Source organism: Marinobacter sp. LV10MA510-1, assembly GCF_002563885.1.
Classification (GTDB): Bacteria; Pseudomonadota; Gammaproteobacteria; order Pseudomonadales; family Oleiphilaceae; genus Marinobacter.
The window spans coordinates 1,617,771-1,637,636 of record NZ_PDJA01000001.1; the positions used below are offsets into that span (position 1 = coordinate 1,617,771).

26 protein-coding genes and 2 tRNA genes are annotated in these 19,866 nt (G+C 54.3%); 7 read left to right on the forward strand and 21 right to left on the reverse strand.

The features are described 5' to 3' along the window. Positions 1–28 precede the first annotated feature (28 nt). Positions 29–2,953, reverse strand: a complete 2,925-nt coding sequence (locus ATI45_RS07730) for an insulinase family protein (protein ID WP_098418979.1) — start codon at positions 2,951–2,953, stop codon at positions 29–31. A 215-nt stretch (positions 2,954–3,168) separates the two neighbouring features. On the opposite strand from ATI45_RS07730, the gene ATI45_RS07735 reads away from it, so the two are divergent. Together ATI45_RS07735 and ATI45_RS07740 are read left to right on the forward strand one after the other, a co-directional pair. Continuing rightward, positions 3,169–3,789 carry a hypothetical protein gene (locus ATI45_RS07735; RefSeq protein ID WP_228705977.1) on the forward strand — a complete coding sequence of 207 codons (621 nt, stop codon included), beginning with the start codon at positions 3,169–3,171 and terminating at the stop codon, positions 3,787–3,789. Beyond that, positions 3,786–4,637, forward strand: a complete 852-nt coding sequence (locus ATI45_RS07740) for a 6-carboxytetrahydropterin synthase (RefSeq protein ID WP_098418981.1) — start codon at positions 3,786–3,788, stop codon at positions 4,635–4,637. The genes ATI45_RS07735 and ATI45_RS07740 overlap by 4 nt, the downstream gene beginning before the upstream one ends. A gap of 182 nt (positions 4,638–4,819) precedes the next feature. Here the strand turns inward: ATI45_RS07740 and ATI45_RS07745 are convergent. From ATI45_RS07745 to gltX, 3 genes are all read right to left on the reverse strand, one after another. Continuing rightward, positions 4,820–4,895 (reverse strand) — tRNA-Glu (locus tag ATI45_RS07745). 10 nt (positions 4,896–4,905) lie between these two features. Beyond that, positions 4,906–4,981 (reverse strand) — tRNA-Ala (locus ATI45_RS07750). Positions 4,982–5,102: 121 nt separating this feature from the next. Further along, positions 5,103–6,590: a glutamate--tRNA ligase gene (gltX, locus tag ATI45_RS07755; RefSeq protein WP_098418982.1), complete on the reverse strand. Its 1,488-nt coding sequence runs from the start codon at positions 6,588–6,590 to the stop codon at positions 5,103–5,105. Positions 6,591–6,837: 247 nt separating this feature from the next. Here gltX and ATI45_RS07760 point away from each other — a divergent pair, with 247 nt between their 5' ends. Further along, positions 6,838–7,908, forward strand: coding sequence for a zinc ABC transporter substrate-binding protein (locus ATI45_RS07760; RefSeq protein ID WP_098418983.1), 1,071 nt, complete (start codon positions 6,838–6,840; stop codon positions 7,906–7,908). Positions 7,909–8,058: 150 nt separating this feature from the next. Beyond that, positions 8,059–9,252, forward strand: a complete 1,194-nt coding sequence (locus ATI45_RS07765; RefSeq protein ID WP_098418984.1) for a trans-sulfuration enzyme family protein — start codon at positions 8,059–8,061, stop codon at positions 9,250–9,252. 59 nt (positions 9,253–9,311) lie between these two features. On the opposite strand, the gene ATI45_RS07770 is transcribed toward ATI45_RS07765, so the two are convergent. From ATI45_RS07770 to yafN, 5 genes are all read right to left on the reverse strand, one after another. Beyond that, positions 9,312–9,443: a DUF2442 domain-containing protein gene (locus ATI45_RS07770; protein ID WP_228735950.1), complete on the reverse strand. Its 132-nt coding sequence runs from the start codon at positions 9,441–9,443 to the stop codon at positions 9,312–9,314. A gap of 13 nt (positions 9,444–9,456) precedes the next feature. Next, entirely contained in the window at positions 9,457–9,732 is a 276-nt protein-coding gene (locus ATI45_RS07775; RefSeq protein WP_098418986.1) for a helix-turn-helix domain-containing protein, read from the reverse strand. Then, positions 9,729–9,959 carry a hypothetical protein gene (locus ATI45_RS07780; protein ID WP_098418987.1) on the reverse strand — a complete coding sequence of 77 codons (231 nt, stop codon included), beginning with the start codon at positions 9,957–9,959 and terminating at the stop codon, positions 9,729–9,731. The genes ATI45_RS07775 and ATI45_RS07780 overlap by 4 nt, the downstream gene beginning before the upstream one ends. A 318-nt stretch (positions 9,960–10,277) precedes the next feature. Continuing rightward, the gene (locus ATI45_RS07790; protein WP_098418989.1) at positions 10,278–10,673 is read right to left on the reverse strand and encodes a type II toxin-antitoxin system YafO family toxin; all 396 of its coding nucleotides are present in this window, start codon (positions 10,671–10,673) and stop codon (positions 10,278–10,280) included. Further along, positions 10,670–10,969: a type I toxin-antitoxin system antitoxin YafN gene (gene yafN, locus ATI45_RS07795; RefSeq protein ID WP_098418990.1), complete on the reverse strand. Its 300-nt coding sequence runs from the start codon at positions 10,967–10,969 to the stop codon at positions 10,670–10,672. Before yafN ends, ATI45_RS07790 begins: the two co-directional genes overlap by 4 nt. Positions 10,970–11,052: 83 nt before the next feature. On the opposite strand from yafN, the gene ATI45_RS07800 reads away from it, so the two are divergent. After that, positions 11,053–11,232: a trans-sulfuration enzyme family protein gene (locus ATI45_RS07800; protein WP_098421687.1), complete on the forward strand. Its 180-nt coding sequence runs from the start codon at positions 11,053–11,055 to the stop codon at positions 11,230–11,232. 84 nt (positions 11,233–11,316) lie between these two features. Here the strand turns inward: ATI45_RS07800 and ATI45_RS07805 are convergent, their stop codons facing one another. Next, positions 11,317–12,897, reverse strand: coding sequence for an MBL fold metallo-hydrolase RNA specificity domain-containing protein (locus tag ATI45_RS07805; protein WP_098418991.1), 1,581 nt, complete (start codon positions 12,895–12,897; stop codon positions 11,317–11,319). Positions 12,898–13,012: 115 nt separating this feature from the next. Between ATI45_RS07805 and ATI45_RS07810 the strand changes: the two genes are divergently transcribed. Both ATI45_RS07810 and ATI45_RS07815 read left to right on the forward strand, forming a co-directional pair. Further along, positions 13,013–13,291 carry a ribbon-helix-helix domain-containing protein gene (locus ATI45_RS07810; RefSeq protein WP_098418992.1) on the forward strand — a complete coding sequence of 93 codons (279 nt, stop codon included), beginning with the start codon at positions 13,013–13,015 and terminating at the stop codon, positions 13,289–13,291. Beyond that, positions 13,291–13,605 carry a type II toxin-antitoxin system RelE/ParE family toxin gene (locus ATI45_RS07815; RefSeq protein ID WP_007351638.1) on the forward strand — a complete coding sequence of 105 codons (315 nt, stop codon included), beginning with the start codon at positions 13,291–13,293 and terminating at the stop codon, positions 13,603–13,605. Before ATI45_RS07810 ends, ATI45_RS07815 begins: the two co-directional genes overlap by 1 nt. Positions 13,606–13,826: 221 nt before the next feature. Here the strand turns inward: ATI45_RS07815 and ATI45_RS22215 are convergent, their stop codons facing one another. The 11 genes from ATI45_RS22215 to tnpA all read right to left on the reverse strand — a co-directional run bounded on the left by ATI45_RS22215 (position 13,827) and on the right by tnpA (position 19,598). After that, complete coding sequence (locus tag ATI45_RS22215) at positions 13,827–13,982, reverse strand: hypothetical protein (RefSeq protein WP_179887979.1); 156 nt, start codon at positions 13,980–13,982, stop codon at positions 13,827–13,829. A gap of 44 nt (positions 13,983–14,026) precedes the next feature. Beyond that, a complete protein-coding gene (locus tag ATI45_RS07820; RefSeq protein ID WP_098418993.1) occupies positions 14,027–14,311 on the reverse strand; it encodes a DUF4351 domain-containing protein in 285 nt (94 codons plus the stop codon). A 245-nt stretch (positions 14,312–14,556) separates the two neighbouring features. After that, positions 14,557–15,258, reverse strand: coding sequence for a hypothetical protein (locus ATI45_RS07825; protein ID WP_218926131.1), 702 nt, complete (start codon positions 15,256–15,258; stop codon positions 14,557–14,559). Positions 15,259–15,320: 62 nt separating this feature from the next. Then, positions 15,321–16,295, reverse strand: a complete 975-nt coding sequence (locus ATI45_RS07830) for a transcriptional regulator (RefSeq protein WP_098418995.1) — start codon at positions 16,293–16,295, stop codon at positions 15,321–15,323. A 38-nt stretch (positions 16,296–16,333) separates the two neighbouring features. After that, complete coding sequence (locus ATI45_RS22220; RefSeq protein ID WP_179887997.1) at positions 16,334–16,480, reverse strand: hypothetical protein; 147 nt, start codon at positions 16,478–16,480, stop codon at positions 16,334–16,336. A 240-nt stretch (positions 16,481–16,720) separates the two neighbouring features. Next, positions 16,721–17,038, reverse strand: coding sequence for an addiction module antidote protein (locus ATI45_RS07835; protein WP_098418996.1), 318 nt, complete (start codon positions 17,036–17,038; stop codon positions 16,721–16,723). 278 nt (positions 17,039–17,316) lie between these two features. Next, entirely contained in the window at positions 17,317–17,763 is a 447-nt protein-coding gene (locus ATI45_RS07840) for a hypothetical protein (protein ID WP_228705978.1), read from the reverse strand. Between the two features lie 284 nt (positions 17,764–18,047). Continuing rightward, positions 18,048–18,203, reverse strand: coding sequence for a hypothetical protein (locus ATI45_RS22225; RefSeq protein ID WP_179887981.1), 156 nt, complete (start codon positions 18,201–18,203; stop codon positions 18,048–18,050). 44 nt (positions 18,204–18,247) lie between these two features. Then, entirely contained in the window at positions 18,248–19,177 is a 930-nt protein-coding gene (locus ATI45_RS07845) for a hypothetical protein (RefSeq protein WP_098418997.1), read from the reverse strand. Positions 19,178–19,254: 77 nt separating this feature from the next. Further along, positions 19,255–19,476: an IS66 family insertion sequence element accessory protein TnpB gene (tnpB, locus tag ATI45_RS07850; protein ID WP_098418998.1), complete on the reverse strand. Its 222-nt coding sequence runs from the start codon at positions 19,474–19,476 to the stop codon at positions 19,255–19,257. Further along, entirely contained in the window at positions 19,452–19,598 is a 147-nt protein-coding gene (gene tnpA, locus ATI45_RS23300; protein ID WP_413772251.1) for an IS66 family insertion sequence element accessory protein TnpA, read from the reverse strand. Before tnpA ends, tnpB begins: the two co-directional genes overlap by 25 nt. Between the last annotated feature and the right edge of the window lie 268 nt (positions 19,599–19,866).

Below are 19,866 nucleotides of genomic sequence, written 5' to 3' on the forward strand. Positions count from 1 at the left end.
CCGGGTTGCTTGTTTGCTAAAGCCCGCCTTACAGCTCCTGAATACCCAGGCCCAACTGCTCCACCAGCGCGCGATTGTCGGCGCTGGTGACCACCGCAGTGCTGGCTTTTTCTGGCGCCAGCCAATCTGCAGCCACCCGTTTCAGGTCGTCAATCGTTGTAGCTAGAACCCGCTCGCGGAAACGCCCACGCTGCTCGGCGCTGCGGCCAAACAACGCACTGTGAAACGCATGGCGCGCTGCGCCGGCCGGTGAATGGGGTTTGTCCAACTGGCCGATCACGCCCAGAATAGACTCTTCCAAATCTTGATAGCTGTGATCAGCTTCCACCAACCACTCCAGAGCCTTGTCAAAATCCGCCAGGGTATCGGCCAGGCGCGGGTCGCGGTAAGAGAAGAACTTGAACGTGCCGTTCACGCTGTCCTGCGCTGCACCGCCGCCGTAAGCGCCGCCTTTCTCGCGGATGGCACGGTGCAAATAACCGTTACGCAAGAATCCGCCCAGCACCGTCAACGCGGCCGCATCCGGGTGATCAACCGCCACCGTGGGATAGGCCTTGGCGCAGAAGTTCACCTGGGTTGAAGTCAGCCAGGCTTCATGGGTGGTGTAGTTCACCGGCTCCATGCGCCACGCGCTGTCTGGCGCAGATTCCGCGTTTTGCCACAGGCCTTTCACATCGTCCAGCATCGGCTGCAGTTGCTCGTCTTCACCAATCAGCAGGAACTGGCGGCTTTGCTTGCCAACCTTCTGATGCAGATCCGTCAGCTTCTGGCAGAACGCTTTCAGCTCAGCCGGCTCTTTCAGGGATTTATCCAATGATTTGGTGCGGCGAATGGCTTCCAGCCCGCCCAGGCGGAAACTCAGCCAGGCGCCCGGGCTCATGCCCTGGGCCGCGGCGCTCATGGCCAAGGCATGGCCACTGCCGGTAACGGCTTGTTCACGGCGGGCGCGAATCTGGGCAATAATTTCCGCAATGCGGCCGGTTTCATCAAAACGGGCGTTGCTGTAAACGTCTTTCAGCAAACGCGCCAGAGCGTCACTGTTGCGCGCCAGAGCCTTGCCGCTGAACACCAGGTAACCGGACATATCCTGCACGTTGTCAATCTTGCCCTTGCTGACAAAGCTGGCCGAAATGCCACCGGTTTCAGCAGAAATGCGGTCCTGCATCTGCAGGTAATCCAGCTCACCACAGCCCACTTCTGAAATCAGCGCGGTGTAATAAGGCATCAGCGCCAGCTCTTCTTCATTCAACGACGGCAGTGGCAATACCACCTGTTGATAAACCAATCCGTTGGTACCGCGGGCATAGACCGTGGCCGACAGGTCGCCATCAAAACGGCCTTCGGGCTCTGGCATCTGCAGGGGCACATCGGTCAAATCCACCTTCGGCAGAATTGAGTCGTCGTCTTTGCGGGTTTGGCGGTCTTCCAGGGCCTGGGCGCGCTCAACGATCTGTGCGGTTTCTTCATCACTCAGCTTGGCTTTGCGCTGCGCCAGGGAAGCACGGATAGACTCGGTGCGCAGGCCTTCCAGCTTGTCGTCCGGGCGCAGGGTCAAGGTTACCCGGTGCGGGTTGTCCAGCAACTTGCGACGAATCAGGTTCGGCACAAACTGTGGGTCCTGAATTTTTTCCCGCAGACGAGCCAGAACCGGCTCCAGATCCAGCAGATCCACCGGGTCACCGCCGTGCACCATTGGCGAAATGGCGGACATAATCAGCTGCAAACCGTAAGGGAAGCCGTCACCGGAAATTTCGCGCTGGTGCAATTCCAACTGATGCAAAATCGCTTCCAGCCGTTCACTGCTAACGCCGTCTTCAACAACCTTCTTCAAGGTTTCTTCAATCAGCTGCTCAAGCGCTTGCTGCTGCGCAGGCTCGCTGCCTTCTATACCGCACACGAACGTCATTTCACGGTTGGAATCTTCCAGCCCGCACAAAGGCGAAGGCGCCTGGCCCAGCTCGGTGGTTTCCAAAGCGCGCATCAGCGGTGACGCGCTGTTATCCAGTAGCACCGAAGACAACAACTGGCCTTCCAGGTTTTCTTCCAAGTCAAAACTGTGGCCTAACAGCCAACCCACAACAATGTGGGTTTTGGCTTCCGTTGGTTCGCCTTCGTTAACGGCGTAAGCCTGCTCTACCCGCAGCGGCGCAAACATTCGTTTTTCATCATAAACCGGCAGTTTTACATCCAGCTTGTCAAAACGCTTGAGCACCAGCTTTTCGAAGCGCTCCTGGTGTTCAACGGCCGGAATATTGCCGTAGGTCGCAAAAATCGCGTTGCTGGGGTGATAATGATGCTTGTAGAACGCCAACAGGTCGTCATAGGACAAATCGGTAATGTGATCCGGCTCGCCACCGCTGTTGTAATGGTAAGTGGTCGTAGGAAACAGATGGCTGGACAGGTTCTGCCATAGCTGAGACGTGGCCGAACTCATAGCGCCCTTCATCTCGTTGTACACCACGCCGCGGTATACCAAATCGCTGGTCGGATCTTCCGGCTTGTCGAACTCCAGGCGATGGCCTTCCTGGGCAAAATCCAGTTTGTCCAGCTTGGAGAAAAACACCGAATCCAGATACACGTCCAGCAGGTTGTCAAAATCTTTGCGGTTCATGCTGGCGAACGGATAGGCGGTCCAGTCGCTGCTGGTGAACGCGTTCATAAAGGTATTCAGCGAACGGCGAATCATCATAAAGAACGGATCGCGTACCGGATAACGCTCGCTACCGCACAGTGCGGTATGCTCCAGAATGTGAGCCACGCCGGATGAATCCATCGGAAACGTACGCAAGGCCACAAAGAACACGTTTTCGTCGTTGTCTGCAGCCAGGTGCAAGTGGCGCGCACCCGTCTTTATATGGCGATATTCTTCAACATCCAGATTCAGGGTGCCGATGTGGTGGGAACGAATTTTTTCAAACGCCGGATGCATTGCGTTGTCAGATGTTGCAGCCATTCAAACTGTCCTGTTGTTAATTCGAGAGATAACTCGAGGGATGACTCGAGAGATGATTCAATAACGGGTTGCGCGGTAAAATCGTTACGCCCTGACACTGCGGCAAGGTGATGCGTTATAAACAGATACGATGCGGAAAGCGCAAAGGTACAGCGTAACACGGGTTATCCGTTATCATGCAGCACACCCGGTGCAACAAGGTAATTGCTATCACTATGAGCACAATAGAAAATACCCCCGGCAACCTCGCAAATTCAAAAGCGCCAACCCCGTCCCCGACACTGAGCACCAGCCAGGCGCCTGGCGACCCGGTTCCGGCACGTGAAGTCGCCGCTTACTGGGATGAACGCAGGCGCTACCTCAAAAGCATCCGCAAAACGCCGGCTGTGCGCAATCACTACTGGCGAGCCATGACGGTTTATCTGTTGCGGCGGGTATTGTGGTCATTCGGATTTTTTCCGGTGTTTTTCGCCTTCTGGATTCCGCTGGTGCTGGCCCAATTTAATCCGGTTGTGCTGGCCAATGATATGATTGCGCTACTGCAGGACTTCACCGGCAGCAATCCGGAACTTCAGGCCAACACCCTCAGTACCTTGGTGATTGCCTGGGGGTCTATTGGCGGCTTCTTTTTGATCTTTGATTTTGTACTGTCGCCGTTCCGCTCGCCCTATGAATACGAAGCCGACGTTTACATGCGCGCCTGGGAGCATCAATACAGCACAACCGACGCGTCACTCAGCACGTCGCCCACCACATCACCAAGCACACTTTCCAGTAGCACGGCATCTAGTAGCATATTATCTAAAACACCCTCCAACCCTGCGGAAGCTTCATGAATCACCTGTTTATAGACAACCTCACCGTCATCGACTTCGCCTACCTGGACGCAACCCGCGGCTTAGTGGGTGAAAGCTGGATTGCCGACATTGTTCTGGGCGGCGAGCTGGATGAACAGGGCATGGTGTTCGATTTTTCACACGTAAAACGGGTGATCAAACAAGTGATCGACGCCCAGGTAGACCACCGCCTGGTAGTACCAAAAGGCCACCCGGGGTTGTTGCGAAACGACCAAACACCCCAGCACTTTATATGGCCGCTTACCAACGGCGAACAGATCGCCCACACCGGCCCGGGTGAAGCCGTGCTTTGGCTGGCTGGTGACACCGTCACCAAAGCGGCTGTTGCCACCCTGCTGGAACACGAACTGAAAGCCGTACTGCCCAACAACGTAATATCCGTAGACGTACACCTGCGTGAAGAAGTGCTTGAAGGACCTTACTACCATTATGTGCACGGCCTTAAGAAACACCTGGGCAACTGCCAGCGCATCGCCCACGGCCACCGTTCGCCCATCTGTATCCACCGCAACGAACAGCGCGACACCGCCCTGGAAGCCCTCTGGGCAGAACTCTGGAAAGACATCTACGTAGGCACCGAAGAAGACATCAGCCGCCGCTTCGTGGACGACAAAGGCGTGGAGTATATCCACTTCGAATACGAAGCCAACCAGGGCGAATTCGCCCTAACCCTACCCGCCAGCCGCGTGTATATGATGGACACAGACACCACTGTAGAACTTATTGCCGCGCATATTGCGGATCAGCTGAAGCAGGAGTTTCCGGAAGATTCGATTCGGGTGAAGGCGTATGAGGGTGTGGGAAAAGGGGCTATGGCGTCGCGATGAGCCAGACAGGAACAGCCAGACGGGGACAGATTTCAAATCTGTCCCCAAGCTTGACCGACAAAGCCAAACGGGGACGGATTTGAAATCCGTCCCCGTGCTTGACCCATATTACAGGCACAAAAAAACCACCCGAAGGTGGTTTTTTTGATGGCTTGCCGGTGGACTAAACCTGCAAGCCGTATTGGCGTCCCCTAGGGGGTTCGAACCCCTGTTGCCGCCGTGAAAGGGCGGAGTCCTAGGCCGCTAGACGAAGGGGACTAGAAAAAATTGGTGGAGCCAGACGGGATCGAACCGTCGACCTCAACACTGCCAGTGTTGCGCTCTCCCAGCTGAGCTATGGCCCCCAATCGATGCGTATAGTAAGGATCGACCCCTGGGCCGTCAACCCTTTTCTGCCACTTTCTCCAAGTTCGCCGAAAACCACCGGCATCCCTGCCTTTAGCGCTTACCGATTGAACAGATTGATTATTCAGCAATCAACGCAGCGTATTCTTTCTCTACCTTTTTGGTTTCCTTCTTGGAAAACCCACCCAAAATTTCCAACGCATGGCGCAAACGCGCACGGGTCATGTCTGGCCCTAACTGCTCCATCGAATCCATCACCGACCAGGAATTCGGCGTACCGGCAATCGCCACGAACACAGCGAACATGAAATCGCCCATTTTCAGGTCCATCGCCTTGGCCAGGAACTTCACATCGGCAAATATGTTGTCTTTACTCCAGTGGCGCTGAGCCTCCAGGTGCCACAATGTGAACTGCAGTACCCGCTTCACCTGCCCTTCTTCCAATTTGTTGTGGGCGAAGCTCTCTGGCGTCAACGGCAACATGCCGCTGAACATGAACTGGGCCATGGGCGCCACATCCGAGAACACGTCGGCACGGCCCTTCACAAACGGCACCAGCGCGGCCAAGTCGTTCTGATTAAACCACCACTGGCTCATGCGCTGCATAAACTGTTCGTCGCTGAGTTCTTCCCGCAGCCACAGGCCATTCAGCCAGCGCAGCTTCTCAACATCAAACACCGGGCCACCCAGGGACACTCGCTGAATATCAAAATGGCTGATCATCTCATCCAGGGTGAACTTCTCGCGCTCATCCGGCATCGACCAGCCCATGCGGCCCAGGTAATTGGTCACCGCTTCCGGCAAAAAGCCCATGCGTTCATAGAAGTTGATGCTGGTTGGGTTCTTACGTTTCGAGAGCTTGCTCTTGTCGGGGTTACGCAGCAGCGGCAGGTGACACAGTACCGGCATGTCCCAACCAAAGTACTCATACAACAGCTTGTGCTTGGGCGCCGAGTTAATCCACTCCTCACCGCGCAGCACGTGGGTAATTTCCATCAGGTGGTCGTCCACCACGTTCGCCAAGTGGTACGTGGGCATGCCATCAGACTTTAGCAGAATCTGGCAGTCCACCTGGGCCCAGTCGATCTCGATGGTGCCGCGCAGCATGTCGGAAATTTCACACACGCCTTCGTCAGGCACCTTCATGCGGATCACATAGGGGTCGCCCGCTTCCCGGCGACGATGCACCTCTTCCGGTGACAACTCTAGATTGCCCTTAATGCCCGGATTCAAGCCCGCTGCCTTGCGCTCTTCACGAATCACATCCAGCTCTTCCGGCGTGCGGAAGCAATAGAACGCGTGGCCGGCGGTGACCAAGTCTTCCGCGTACTGGGCGTACGAATCTTTACGCTCCGATTGGCGGTAAGGGCCGTGAGGGCCGCCCACATCGGGGCCTTCATCCCAGTTCAAACCAAGCCAACGCAGCGCGGTCAGAATTTCCTGTTCGGATTCCGGTGTGCTGCGGGCTTGGTCGGTGTCTTCAATGCGCAGAATAAACTGGCCACCGTGCTGGCGCGCAAAACACAGGTTGAACAAAGCCACGTATGCGGTGCCAACGTGCGGATCGCCGGTGGGTGACGGAGCAATTCGAGTACGTACTACAGTCATGGGTATTTCCTGAAATAAATTCCCGAGAATAGCGTGATAATAAGAGCCTTACGGGAATAAAAAGTGGCCATTAATCGTCAGTTGTTTCCCATTATAACGGCCAAACCGGCAAACCGCATTGTCACCAGCGCTTTCGCTTCAGCATGCATTTGCATCGCAACCCGTTGATGAAATATTATAACATTTCTAAAGCAAGCAACGGCTCATCCGCCGCCCACTCTAATAAACCTGAATGGAACACCAAACTATGAGCACCCAACTGCGCCTGCCCCGTGCTGCTTTTATAACCGGCCTGCTAACACTCGCCGCTGCCCTGCCCGCAGTCGCCGACACAAACATAGTCACGTCCATCAAACCGCTGGAACTGCTGGTACGCGCCGTGGCCACCGATGACGTCACCGTTACCAGCCTCGTCGCCCCGGGCGGCAGCCCGCACAATTACACCCTGCGCCCGTCCCAACGCCGCGCCCTGGAGCAGGCTGATGCCATCTTCTGGGTAGGGCCGGATATGGAAAGCTTTCTTATCGGTCTGCTGGCCAATAACGAATTCAGCGGCAGAACCCATCAGCTGTCGGGCCAGACGGACAACCACAACGAAGAAGCTCCTCACGCCGACGACAACCAAAGCCGTGAGCATACCGACCATCACGAACACCAAGCTGACGAAGAAAAACACAATGGTCACAGTGACGAGGACGAACACGACAATCACAGCGACAAAGAAGACCACAGCGAACACAGCGAACACAGCGAACACAGCGACGATTATGCCCAGACTGATGATGAGCGCAATCACGACCACGGCACGGGTGACGACCCACACACCTGGGTAGACCCACAACTCGCCCTTGAAATGGCCCGCGCCATTGCACAAACACTGTCAAACCTGGACAGCACCAACGCCCAGGCTATCCAACAAAACCTGCAAGCGTTTGAACAACGCGTGAATGCCCGCGAAGCCAGCATCCGCGAGCAACTCGAACCGCTGCAAGACCGGAAACTGTTCTCCTACCACAGCGCCTTCACCCGCTTCGCCGAACACTACGGCCTGCAACTGCAAGGCGTCCTCACACTAAACCCGGCATTCAGCCCCGGCGCCAAACACATCGCCGAAGTACAAAACCAGCTAAAACAAGCCGGCAGCGCCTGCCTGCTCACCGAACCCCAGTTCAACACCCAATGGTGGAAAGGCATTACAGAGGGCTTAGACATCACCTTCAGCACCTGGGACCCACTGGCCACAGACATACCCGCGACATCCGAAGGCTATGAGCAGTTCCAGCAAAGCATCGCCGATGCCGTGCTGAACTGCCGCTAGGGAGGGGGCCAGGGGACGGATTTCAAATCCGTCCCCGCTTTGGCAGTCCGTCCCCGCTTTGGCATTAAGCTCGTCCTTCGGGACAGATTTGAAATCTGTCCCGGCATTACGCTTTATGAGAAACTGCTCCCCCAAAAAGGAGCCTCAGCCATGTCCGACCACAGCCCATCACCCAATCACCACCCCGCCACCCGCATCATTCACAACCGGCGCCATCGGGACCAGCAAGGCAGCCCTTACTCGCCGATTTACAACACCACCACCTACCGTTTCGACACCACCGCCGAACAGCTGGCCGTGGTAAAAGGTGAAAACGACGGCAACCTGTACACCCGCTGGGGCACCAACCCCACCATTAAAGAGCTGGAACAGGGGCTGGCGCAGCTGGAATCAGCACAGGCAGGTTTAGCGTTTGCCTCCGGCATGGCGGCCATCTCCGCCACCCTGTTTGCCCATGGCCGCAACGGCATAGTGTGCGCAGGCGATCTGTACGGCGGCACCCAGGAACTGCTGGTGAATCATTTTGAGCCCTTGGGCATTCCCGTCATCTTCCTTCTAAACCAACAGCTGGATGAGCTGGAACAGCATCTGACCGAACCCGACATGTTGGTGTACTGCGAAACCCCAGCCAACCCAACCATGGCCATACTAGACATTGCCGACTTGGCCCGCCGTGCTCACGCCAAGGGCGCCTTATTGGCCGTTGATAACACCTTCGCCAGCCCCATCAACCAGCGCCCGCTGGAACTGGGCGCCGATCTGGTCATGCACAGCGCCACAAAGTACCTGGCCGGCCACAGCGACTTAACCGCCGGCGCCTTTATGTCCAGCGCAGAACTCGCCAAACCCGTCGCCGCCTGGCGTAAAAGCTTGGGCCAGATACTGGCACCGGAAATGGCCGCACTGCTATCGCGCAGCCTGCGAACCCTGCACGTACGAGTCCGCCAGCACAACGAAAACGCCATGGCCGTGGCCATCGCCATGGAAAAGCACCCGAAAGTCAGCCGCGTACTCTACCCCGGCCTGCCAGATTTCCCCGGCCACCAACTCGCCAAACAGCAAATGCACGGCTTCGGCGGCATGCTTAGTATTGATATCGTAGGCGGCGGAAAAGCCGCAGAACGTGTCGAAGACCACCTGCAAGTCTTCCTGCTAGCCACCAGCCTGGGCGGCGTAGAAAGCCTCGTCAGCCAGCCAATTGCCACCAGCCACTACCGCCTGACACCCGAAGACCGGGCACAAAGGGGCATCACTGATGGCTTACTGCGATTGTCCGTGGGGCTTGAAGATGCGGGGGATCTGATTGCAGATTTAGAGCAGGCGCTGGACAGTTTAGCGGAGTAACCGTGTTCCCGGGGACGGGACACCGGGGACGGATTTCAAATCCGTCCCCTCTCGCACTACTAAGCAGCTCTTTTCTTGTTGCGGCGGGTTTGGTCGCCGAGGCCTGCCAGGAGCCCCTTTACGCTGATGTCCTCATCCAGTGCGTCCCAATGAATACCATGCACACTCAATTCGAAATCTTGACGGTTCACTGGCTCCAAGGCCTTAAGCAGCGACTTTCACTGGATGCAGGTTTACCCGTGCAGCCATGGAAACCAAAGCATCAATTGAGAACACACTGACATGGCCGCGCGCGACATCGCCGATTCTTGAACGCTGCACTCCCATCAAATCCGCTGCTTGCCGCTGAGTTAAACCATTCGAGGCAATGTAATTACGGATGCAATCCATTAAAGCCGCCTTAACCTTCAGCACTTCCGCCGCCGCAGCGTCCTCTTCAATGGCATCGAATACTGAGCCTTTTGTAATTTCAATTGTCATGACAACCTCTCTTTAACTTCGCGGTAACGTGCAACAATCAAATCCTTGTCGCTCTGTGCATCTACACCCAAAATTCCCTTACCAAGACTCTTCAATGGCTTCCAATCATCTGCCTTCTGGCCAGTTTGGACGAGATGTATCTGATAGCCCATATCCACTCTCGCCTTTGAAGGGAAAGCACTCAGGTCAGCCTTACTTGACCCGACCCATGCAACATCCTTGAGCATAGATTTCCTACTGTTTTTAATTCCACAACCTAAAAGTACAATATTTTGTACCTGCGAGCAAGTAGTGTATCACTCAGCAATCACCACCCGCGCACGAATGTGATCAAGGGGGAAATCTAATCCCGTCGCTACTGCAATCTCCACCAAACTGTTGAGCCGATCCAGGTGTACTTCAGCTCCAAGTCGCTGCAAATGGCGTTTTAGCCAACGGGTAATGATTCTGTCGGTACGAACTTTGTTCCGATCCGACCGTATGATCGCCACAACCCGATTCACAGCCTAATGAGTGCGGCGCAAGAGCGCCAGTTGCCAGGCGCGTTAATACTTCATGCGAAAAACTTCGGCTTGCTCTCCAATCTTGCGCATGACATTGCTGACGGTGGCTTGCTCATGGGCATCAGGGCTAAGAAGTGTGATGAGTAGGTAACACTCCCTGTGGATGGCGCCTTGACAATAAACCAGGTGCCGATCACTCGTGCGATTAAATTGCATTAGCCGAACCGGCCAGGCGCCGAATTCTGATAGGTGAACGTGACGAACATCCTCCTGCAGAATTAGCGATGGAGTATGCGGGTGATCATAGGCGACATCCCGCCCAAAATAATCCGGGCAAAGACCACTTTCCTTGTACTTCCGAAAGTCGTTGATGAGATCGTTTAAATCCTCTTCTTTAAACAGTTTTTGGATAGTGACTGACCTGAAAACACGTATCACTCAGAGAAGCCCTCCATGTCCTCTCGGGTCGTTTCCAGCATTAAGTCAGCTCCCTTTTTACAGAGGTCAGCAAGCTCAGAGCCTCGCGGACGAAAACGTCCCACAAACGTACGCGATTCTTCTTGATCCCCAATCAACTGAACCATCTTCTCAAACAGCTCTGCACCAATCATGTAGCCTGCTGGCTTGTTGTGGTTCAAAACCGCAATAGGCTCGTTTTGGAAATACTGCGCCGGATTATTACGCAATGCAGAAATGCTGACCGACTTTTCCGCCAAAATAGAGTTCGTTGTCATAACCCACTCCAACAATAATTTGCACAAAAATTTGTGCTATTTTTTGCACTATATCTCATTAACAGCTCTGCTAGCAAGCGAGCCTGAGCGGCGTAGAAAGCCTGGTCAGTCAGCCAATCGCCACCAGCCACTACCGCCTGACACCCGAAGACCGGGCACAAAGGGGCATCACTGATGGCTTACTGCGATTGTCCGTGGGGCTTGAAGATGCGGGGGATTTGATTGCAGATTTAGAGCAGGCGCTGAACAGCTTGGCGGAGTAACCGTGTTCCCAGGGACGGATTTGAGGACAACGGGGACGGATTTCAAATCCGTCCCCTTTTCAGGTTTCCGGTGTGCCCTAAACATCACTCAGCAATCACCACCCGTGAACCCGGCGTTGCCTTCAAAGCACTTTCCAACACGCTCTTCAACGCCACCTTGGCACCATCATCACCGTGCACTAGCCGAATTTCTTTGGGCGCATCGGCAATACCCATTACAAAATTCAACAAGTCACTTTGCCCTGCGTGGGCGGAATAACCGCCTACTTGATGAATACGGGCGCAAATGGGGTAACGTTTGTCATCAAGTTCTACCCAGCCAGCCTGATCCGGTGTTCGCACACCGGCGTTGCTGCCATATTTCAGAATTTCCCGCCCTGGTGTACCCGCAGCCTGATAGCCCACGAACAACACATCATTACGGGCGTCGCCGAGCATCGCTTTCAAGTAGTTCACCACACGACCACCGGCACACATGCCTGAACCGGCCAACACCACCGCCGGGCGCTTGAAACTGGCCAGATACTCAACGGCGTCAAGGTGACTCGCATGGCTGTTAATCAGCGTAAGCTGATCAAAACCCAACGGGTGTCGCCCCTGGCTCAGCACTTCCTGGGCTTCCGCGTCCCACATGGGTTTTAACTGGCGATAAATACGGGTGAACTCTGCCGCCAAGGGCGAATCCACCACAACTTCCAGATCCTGCCACTCCACACCCGGCGCCACCGGCTCAGCGCCAAATTCATGAATCAGGCTTTCAATTTCATACAGCAAATCCTGAGTTCGGCCAATACTGAACGCCGGCACAATCACGGTACCGCCATCGGCCAGGGCGCTTTGCAACACCTGCTTTAAACGCAAACGCCGGGTGGTGCGGTCTTCGTGATCCTTATCGCCATAGGTGCTTTCAATCACCAACCGATCAGCACGTTCCGGCGACACCGGTGCCGTCAGCAGCGGCGCGTGAGCAGCGCCTAAATCACCACTGAACACAATGCGCTCATTAGCCAGCTCGCCCTGTTCCCCGACACGCTCACCTTCGCCTTCTCCAACGTGCGCTCCCTCTTGCCCTGCCGCCGTAACATCACACTCCACATAAGCCGAGCCCAGAATATGCCCTGCCGGCTGAAAGCGAATATCCAGAGAACCGCCGGTTTCATTATCCGCCCCAAACACCGAATGCCACTGCCCATAAGGCACTGGCACCAAGCGCTGGCGAATCAGTCCCAGCACGCGTTCAATCAAAGCCCTATCCCGCGTAAAGCCAATTTTTAGAGCGTCTTCCAGAATCTCCGGCAACATAATGGCGGAAGGCTCAGAGCATATAATCGGCCCGTCAAACCCCGCCGCCAGCAAATAAGGTATGCGGCCAACGTGGTCAATGTGCACGTGGGTAACCACCAGCGCGTGGATGTGATCAAGGGGGAAATCGATAGCAAGGGCGGCAATATTCGCCGAAGCAGGGACAGATTGATGAGCCAAAGCGGGGACAGATTTAGAAATCTGTCCCCGAGCGAGCCTGCCCGCGGCGTCTGCACCCTGAAACAGGCCACAGTCAATCAAGATGCCGGCGGAAGGATGCAACCGACCAGGGGGAGTAATACTCAATTCGTGGCAGGAGCCGGTAACGCCAGAAACGGCGCCGTGGTGGGAAATATTGATCATAACAACCTCCTTGTTGGCGGTTGCAAGGGACAGACTTAAAGTCTGTCCCTTGCAACCGTGATTATCTCCGCAGGATGGAGTAGGATTAAATCCTATCTTATGCGGGAGGCCCGTCATGCGTACCACTCAACAATTCAGCATTACTCTACCCAACCAGATGGCCGACGTAGTAAAAGCCAAGGTTGCCGCTGGCGAATACGCCACTGAAAGCGAAGTGATTCGCGATGGCTTGCGGGCGCTACTGGCCCGTGACCGTGCCTTGGAGAACTGGCTCGTCGGTCAAGTAGCCCCTGCTTACGATGCATTGAAGGCTGACCCAACGCGCGCGCTCAATGTCGACCAAGTGCGCGCCCGGTTATCAGCAGAACACCAGAACTCCACTTCACAAACGTAATGGTGTACACCGTTGAGTTTACACCGGAAGCGATGGAACAGCTGGCGGTGCTCTATCGCTATATTGCCACGAAGGCTTCACCGGAAATTGCTAAACGCTATACAGACGCCATCGTAACCCACTGTGAAGATCTACAGACGTTTCCACATCGAGGAAACCAACGTGACGACATACGGCCCGGACTGCGAATCACAAACTACCGCAAGCGGGCCGTAATTGCATTTGCTGTGGATGACAAGCATGTTTTCATCTTGGGCGTTTTTTACGGCGGACAAGACTTCGAGGTTGCTTTGCAGTTTGAACTGGAGGACTAGCCGTTCAGGACCTTATCCCGTGGGGACAGACTTAAAGTTTGTCCCCGCTTTACTTCAGCTTCCGCCTTCCGGACAGAGTTCAAATCTGTCCCAGTTTCTCCTTTCCCGCCTTCGGGACAGATTTCAAATCTGTCCCGGCTCTATCGACTGTCCCGACTGTCCCGGCCCCAGCTACCACAGGCCGCGGATTCAAATTCCACACCAAATCCTCAACACCCCCATTAGGCGAAAAACCCGTCGGTGATGATGGTTATGAAAGCCCGGTCGCTCATGTAGCGAATAACGGCGCGATACAACCCAAGGCGGACAAACACGCCCAGCGTAAACACCACAGTAAGCAGAGAAATCAGCAGCTGAGCCTTGTTTGGCTCCCACAAGGCCACGTCGAGGCGCAACGCAAAAGAGGGGCTAAGCTCTTTCGTTAATGCCGATTCAGTAATGACTCCAACGTATCCGAGGTCAATATAGCTTCCAGCCAGACCTCCAGTTCTGGAACACCGGCAGATTGAATTTGCGCTTCGGCCCAGCGGGGAAGCTCACCGAATTTCAGGCTGATCAGCTTTTTCAAAGCGGCGGCCTCACCTTGCTGCATGCCTTGCTGCATGCCTTGTTGCATGCCTTGTTGCATGCCTTCCGCTCGTAACCGCTCACTCAAGGTGGCCATGGTGTTGCTCTCCTGCGGGTATTGCGCTTTATATTGTTCCATTTCATCATCATATTTTGAGCGAGATACCCCGTCTCTTCAGGTCGGGGAGGGATAGCGCGTCGACGTTAGCCGACCCTGTTCCCGCTTACTCCTTTAATTTTCGCTATCAACAGTTGAATAAGGTGCCGGTCTTTCCCGGCTGTCAACCTGTAAAGGTCTGGTAACGCTTACTTTGCGATAGTCTGCAAAGCAAATCTCCCCTCGCCAATGTCAACGACCGGCTCCCCTTTCGGGTGAAGGCCAGACTAAATTCCGTATGTCCTTCGGATCTGGAGAAAAACATCCTTGGGGGAAACACCTCGGATACCCAGATTTTTGAGCATGTCGGCGGAAATCTCAGGTTCAACTCGCGACAAAAACTCTTCCATATCTGCCTGAACCGTATCCGATAGTTCCACAGGCTCTCCTGGCGGCAACAACTGGTATAAGCGAAGAATATCGCTCCGATGTTTTTTGATATCCCGGCTGTCCACACCAGGCTCGCCTTTGCGAGCGGACAAATCTAGCCACGCCTTTGCCTTAAGTGGAATCAAACACTTTTCGCTAACCAATGTAATACCATCCAACACCTGTCGATGTTGATGCAAAAACTCATAATAGGCATCGTCAAGCAGGATAGCGGACAAACTGGACACACCTTCGGACACCGGTATCGGGGTCAGCTTTGCGCCATCGCCTAACTTTAGTTCGTCCGGCACACGCGAAAACAATTCCAGCATTACCGGATACCCAGCCACTTGGGGTTTCGCGAAGCGATAGAATGTTCGCTCACCATTACCTTTCTGGCAGATTTCGTAATCACCAGCCACAACGAAATCCCAAAAGGCGGCTGCGAAACGGGGATCAAGCACTTCAATCGCCAGAACGATATCCAGATCTTTGGTGGCTCGCGCATCCAGCCCGGCCTCATCCAGTAATAGCCATGCCGCAGCACCGCCTATAAGCAAGTATTGGTCCTGGTAATCTGCGAAGTGCTCTCGAAACTTATCCAGTCCCGCTATCATGTTAATTACTCCATTAACTCATCCAACGACATTTCAATCCGCTCGTCGCGCTCATCCTTCAAGCTCTGATAGAGCGAAAACGGGTCAACGGTCCCATCACTCACAAACAGCCTCGGCTCATACCGCCAGATTTGTACCCTACACGTTCCATCATCCTGTACTGGGATTACATCTGCAGTCCTGGAGATTTGCTTCCATTCTCTTCTACTGGCGGCAAAAACCGGTTCTTGGGGGGCCGTCAACATGGTTCTTCGAGACAATGCAGATTCGCCGGCCAGCGGGAGGTTGCTAGCGTTAATCTCGGCCAAACGAACCCTACGAACCTGTCTTACAGGGGTTCGCAGATATTTGCGGGCTCGTTCCCAAAGTGCCTCCGAGCCCTCGGGAAAGCTCAGCAACCTCTCGCGACCTCGCGTGATAATGCAACCGAGCCCTGCAGATTCCAATTCATCGAAAGCCCTGGAGATTGTCATCGGGGTGTATCCCAAGCGCTTGGACAGTGCCTGAACACTTGCTGGCTCGTCATCAGATTCAATTAAACCATGAAGAACAACGGCCTGAGTGGCTGGCTTGAAGCGATCAGATATCTCTCCCGGCTCCCGCTTCTTCCTGGCCTGAACAGCCATGCCCAGCTCTGGCCAATGCAACTGCCGCCATGGCAACACGAAAGCAAATTGGCGCGCTACAAGACGTCGACGGGTGTAACTGGGAAGATCAGCGGCGATGAGGAGCCAGAATTCCGCTACATCGACAGCGTCCATCAGCTTGCTCATATGTTTTTCAAACGCTACCGGCTTAAAACTTTCCGGAGATTTGAGTGCCACTCCCAGAAATCTCTCTTTACCAATGGAAATCTCATACAGGTCGTAACTGCCGGCCAGGTAGTTGGGCAATGAAACGCTCAAAGGCCCCGACACCAATATGGAGAGACCGGCTACCTCAGAGACGTACTCGCACAGATCTGTGATTAATTTTTCCATGGCAAGACAACCATAACATTTTTAAAAACACTAACATTTTAAATGTTAGTGTGCAAAATAATGTTACGGTAAATTTGCCGCAACAACAGACTGGATACAGCTTGCTTGTCGGACTGGCCAACCAGCAATTTGTGGCAGGAGCCAGTAACGCCAGAAACGGCGCCGTGGTGGGAAATATTGATCATAACAACGTCCTTGTTGCCGACTCCAGAAGCCGGCCAGCCAGGGACAGACTTCAAGTCTGTCCCTGCTTTAAGTGACGGGGACAGATTTCAAATCTGTCCCGGCTTTTGCAACCGTGATTAGACACCATACGTTTGTTACGTTTGTGCGAGCGGGCCACGGCTTTTGAGGCGACTATCGCAAAGAACGCCGACGAGCGGCCTAGCGGCGTACCCGGACGACCCTTTTTTGCTGAACCGGTCTCACGCCTGGGGATTTTGCACCACTACAGGTTCTTGGTGTGGGCGAGTCGTCAAGTCCACGCCCAACGCTCGCGTTACCGCAAGCATGGTTTTCAGCGTAGGGTTGCCCTGCCCACTGAATGAGCGGTATAGCTGTTCACGGGAAAGGCCGGTTTCACGTGCCAGCTCTGCCATACCCTTGGCGCGTGCCACTACCCCCATCGCCTTAGCGATGTAACCAGAATCACCGGTTTCCAGTGCATCAGCAAGAAATATCGCAATGGCATCCTCGCTGTCTAGCGCCGCCGCCGGATCGTAGTCATAAATATTGTCGCTCATAACCCCTCCCATTCAACCACTTCAGTTTACGCTCCCATTTTCGGTAGGTATCAGTCTGTTTAATATCAAGCATCAACACAGTGTAGTTCTTCGACTACAAGGGCACGATGCAAAAAGAAATACGGATTTCTGACCAATACGAGTGCCTGTCCATGAAAATCAGAAAGAACGAGCATGCGTCATGATGCGTTGATGCGTCGTGGTTACCTCTACATAGATACAACAAGGGCAGCCAATAGGCTGCCCTTGTCATGTTTGTAATTCACATTGAATTTCGGTCAGTGCTTGATCTCTGACCTTAACCGACTAACTTCATCAACCGTCAAACCAGCAATCTCTGCAATCTCTGCAATCATCTGATTATCCATTTCGGTGCGGTTGATCAGGTTATGGGCGATTTGTTCAGCCTTCATGTGCTCACCTTCTTGGCGACCTTCTTGACGACCTTCTTGACGCCCTGCCAGCATGCCTTCAAGCCGTTCTTTCTTAACCAGATTTTCCAGATTCTCTGCCAACATATCTCTGTCCTCCACCAAACTGTTGAGCTGATTCAGGTGTACTTCAGCCCCGAGTCGCTGCAAATGGCGCTTAAGCCAGCGGGTAATGATTCTGTCGGTACGATCCTTATTAGGGTCCGACTGTATGATCGCCACAACCCGATCCACCGCCTGCTGCAAAGCCTCCCAGCTGTGGCCGGCATTCTCGACGCCAAAGACCCCACTCAACGGTGTCTAGCGCATCGAACGGGGCAAACCTTTCGATCAACTGCTGAACAAACTCCGGGTGGCTGAACAATTCCTTGTTGCCGGTTTAAAGAGCCGGCTGGGGACAGATTTATAAATCTGTCCCCGCTTTACTTTAGTTTCCTCCTTGGGACAGATTTCAAATCTGTCCCAGCTTCTCTTTTCCCGCCCTCGGGACAGATTTCAAATCTGTCCCGGCTTTACCGGCTGTACCGGCAGCCAACGGCCGCGGATTCAAATTCCACACCAAATCCTCAACACCCCCATTAGGCGAAAAACCCGTCGGTGATGATGGTTATGATAGCCCGGTCGCTCATGTAGCGAATAACGGCGCGATACAACCCAAGGCGGACAAACACGCCCAGCGTAAACACCACAGTAAGCAGAGAAATCAGCAGCTGAGCCTTGTTTGGCTCCCACAAGGCCACGTCGAGGCGCAACGCAAAAGAGGGGCTAAGCTCTTTCGTTAATGCCGATTCAGTAATGACTCCAACGTATCCGAGGTCAATATAGCTTCCAGCCAGACCTCCAGTTCTGGAACACCGGCAGATTGAATTTGCGCTTCGGCCCAGCGGGGAAGCTCACCGAATTTCAGGCTGATCAGCTTTTTCAAAGCGGCGGCCTCACCTTGCTGCATGCCTTGCTGCATGCCTTGTTGCATGCCTTGTTGCATGCCTTCCGCTCGTAACCGCTCACTCAAGGTGGCCATGGTGTTGCTCTCCTGCGGGTATTGCGCTTTATATTGTTCCATTTCATTATCATCCAAGGCTGAGTAGATGTCGATGAAGTCAATATACTTCAATTGCTTCTCGGGGTCTGGCTCCAGCGTGCTCAGACCCCGTACGGCGCGGGCGTAGACTTCCAGCTTCTGCTCCTCTTCCCATTTCATCAGGTTCAGACACAGCCGGGCGATCAAATTGCTGCTTTCCCAGTAGTCCTCGGCATTCAATTCCTGCAGGGCACAGCGAATGTAGTGGAATCTCAGGTACTCATGGCAGTCACCACCCAAATTCAGTTGAACAGGTTCGCTGCCGCGAGTGTTCAGGAAAATCACCACTGGCACCACCCGACTGGTCTTACAGAGTTCCGACAAATCCAGGCAATAATGGGCCAGGCGGTGTATCGAAAAGCGGTCGGGGTCGGTTTCCTCCTCAAGCACGAACAATAGCGCTTCACGCTCACCGCCCGGCCATTCCACCATCAACGGGACATCCAGCTCGCGAAAACGCTCACCAAGCCGCTCTTTTAACTGCTCTTGGCGCAAGGGAACAACCCGTGCTTTCGGGCCAATGTGCCTGGCTTCTTCCGGGCTGAAAAGCTCAATGGCTTGCCGTGGATAATCGATGATAAGGTTCTTGAAATTCTGGTCGTGGCTCACTCGCTTGGGTCCATCCATACCTTTCGTCCATTTATTGTATTTAAACAGTAATTTAGTGAACCAACTGAGCGGGGTCAAGCCGAAAGAGAGAGCACTTAGTCCCTGCCAGGCACCCGATCACCCGCGGCGGAGGACGGCACCCGGAACGGCCCTTGTTCCAGCCGCTTGGCACACAAGCAATAACCGGTGCGATTAAAATACAACATCTTCATCTGGGTTTTGCGACGGTTGACGAAGACGAAATACTGGCCGCTGAGCGGATCGTATTTGAGTTGATTTCGAACCAGGGCGCTCAGACCCCGGAACGATTTGCGCATGTCGGTGGGCTCGGTGCATAGCCGATGTCCTCCTGCTTGCAAAATTGCGTGGCCGACAAACCGCTGTCACGTTGTTGATCAACTAAGGCCTGCCATTGCTCCTGGGGACGGTATTTTCTCATTGGGATAACCTCGTGCTGGGAAATGTAAGGTTACTGTAGAAAGAAATTCACCGGGGTGGCAGGACGTCTTGGAATGAACGGTTACTGCCATGCATGTTTCCATCTTGGGCGTTTTTTACGGCGGACAAGACTTCGAGGTTGCTTTGCAGTTTGAACTGGACGACCAGCCGTTCAGGACCTTATTCCCCGGGGACAGACTTAAAGTCTGTCCCCGCTTTACTTCAGCTTCCGCCTTCGGGACAGATTTCAAATCTGTCCCGGCTATCCG

Coding starts and splice junctions, on each gene's coding strand:
- ATI45_RS07730 (WP_098418979.1), bottom strand. CDS start 2,953: ATGGCTGCAACATCTGACAACGCAATGCATCCGGCGTTTGAAAAAATT.
- ATI45_RS07735 (WP_228705977.1), top strand. CDS start 3,169: ATGAGCACAATAGAAAATACCCCCGGCAACCTCGCAAATTCAAAAGCG.
- ATI45_RS07740 (WP_098418981.1), top strand. CDS start 3,786: ATGAATCACCTGTTTATAGACAACCTCACCGTCATCGACTTCGCCTAC.
- gltX (WP_098418982.1), bottom strand. CDS start 6,590: ATGACTGTAGTACGTACTCGAATTGCTCCGTCACCCACCGGCGATCCG.
- ATI45_RS07760 (WP_098418983.1), top strand. CDS start 6,838: ATGAGCACCCAACTGCGCCTGCCCCGTGCTGCTTTTATAACCGGCCTG.
- ATI45_RS07765 (WP_098418984.1), top strand. CDS start 8,059: ATGTCCGACCACAGCCCATCACCCAATCACCACCCCGCCACCCGCATC.
- ATI45_RS07775 (WP_098418986.1), bottom strand. CDS start 9,732: ATGACAATTGAAATTACAAAAGGCTCAGTATTCGATGCCATTGAAGAG.
- ATI45_RS07780 (WP_098418987.1), bottom strand. CDS start 9,959: ATGCTCAAGGATGTTGCATGGGTCGGGTCAAGTAAGGCTGACCTGAGT.
- yafN (WP_098418990.1), bottom strand. CDS start 10,969: ATGACAACGAACTCTATTTTGGCGGAAAAGTCGGTCAGCATTTCTGCA.
- ATI45_RS07805 (WP_098418991.1), bottom strand. CDS start 12,897: ATGATCAATATTTCCCACCACGGCGCCGTTTCTGGCGTTACCGGCTCC.
- ATI45_RS07810 (WP_098418992.1), top strand. CDS start 13,013: ATGCGTACCACTCAACAATTCAGCATTACTCTACCCAACCAGATGGCC.
- ATI45_RS07815 (WP_007351638.1), top strand. CDS start 13,291: ATGGTGTACACCGTTGAGTTTACACCGGAAGCGATGGAACAGCTGGCG.
- ATI45_RS07820 (WP_098418993.1), bottom strand. CDS start 14,311: ATGGAACAATATAAAGCGCAATACCCGCAGGAGAGCAACACCATGGCC.
- ATI45_RS07830 (WP_098418995.1), bottom strand. CDS start 16,295: ATGGAAAAATTAATCACAGATCTGTGCGAGTACGTCTCTGAGGTAGCC.
- ATI45_RS22220 (WP_179887997.1), bottom strand. CDS start 16,480: ATGATCAATATTTCCCACCACGGCGCCGTTTCTGGCGTTACTGGCTCC.
- ATI45_RS07835 (WP_098418996.1), bottom strand. CDS start 17,038: ATGAGCGACAATATTTATGACTACGATCCGGCGGCGGCGCTAGACAGC.
- ATI45_RS07845 (WP_098418997.1), bottom strand. CDS start 19,177: ATGGATGGACCCAAGCGAGTGAGCCACGACCAGAATTTCAAGAACCTT.
- tnpB (WP_098418998.1), bottom strand. CDS start 19,476: ATGCGCAAATCGTTCCGGGGTCTGAGCGCCCTGGTTCGAAATCAACTC.
- tnpA (WP_413772251.1), bottom strand. CDS start 19,598: ATGAGAAAATACCGTCCCCAGGAGCAATGGCAGGCCTTAGTTGATCAA.